Consider the following 587-nt stretch of genomic DNA (forward strand, 5'->3'; position numbering starts at 1 on the left):
TTGGAGCTGATCGAAAAGCACCGAGTGACGCTCTTTGCCGGTGTGCCTACGATGTACATTGGTTTGCTGCATGTTGAACATAATTGCGATATTTCGTCGTTACGAGTAGCCGTTAGTGGAGGCTCGTCGCTACCGACAGAAGTATTTAAAACCTTTGAAGCACGATTCAATGTACCAATTCTAGAAGGTTACGGCTTGTCCGAAACCAGTCCGATAGCGTGTTTTAATCACCTTGATCAAGAGCGAGTACCGGGCTCTGTCGGGCAACCGATTCAAGGTGTTGAGGTGAAAGTCGTTGATCTTGACGGTCATGCTCTCCCTGTCGGTGAGGAAGGCGAAATTATTGTGCGCGGGCACAACGTCATGAAAGGTTATCTTGATCGCCCAGAAGTGACGGAATCGGTGTTGCAAAGTGGTTGGTTCCATACCGGTGACGTCGGGCGATTTGATGAGTCGGGTAATCTGTTTATTGTCGACAGGATGAAAGACCTGATCATTCGAGGTGGCTTCAATGTGTATCCTCGTGAGATTGAAGAAGTATTCATGACGCATCCTGCGGTAGCGATGGTGGCCGTGATAGGTATTCC

Annotated in this window: 1 protein-coding gene; it reads left to right on the plus strand. The window is 48.7% G+C overall.

What is annotated here, in order from left to right; all coding sequences use genetic code 11:
- Window positions 1-587 (plus strand): AMP-binding protein (locus R7Q46_RS28760; protein ID WP_318078520.1); only part of this gene is annotated, 587 nt, incomplete at both ends.

The organism is Vibrio sp. 811 (assembly GCF_033339195.1).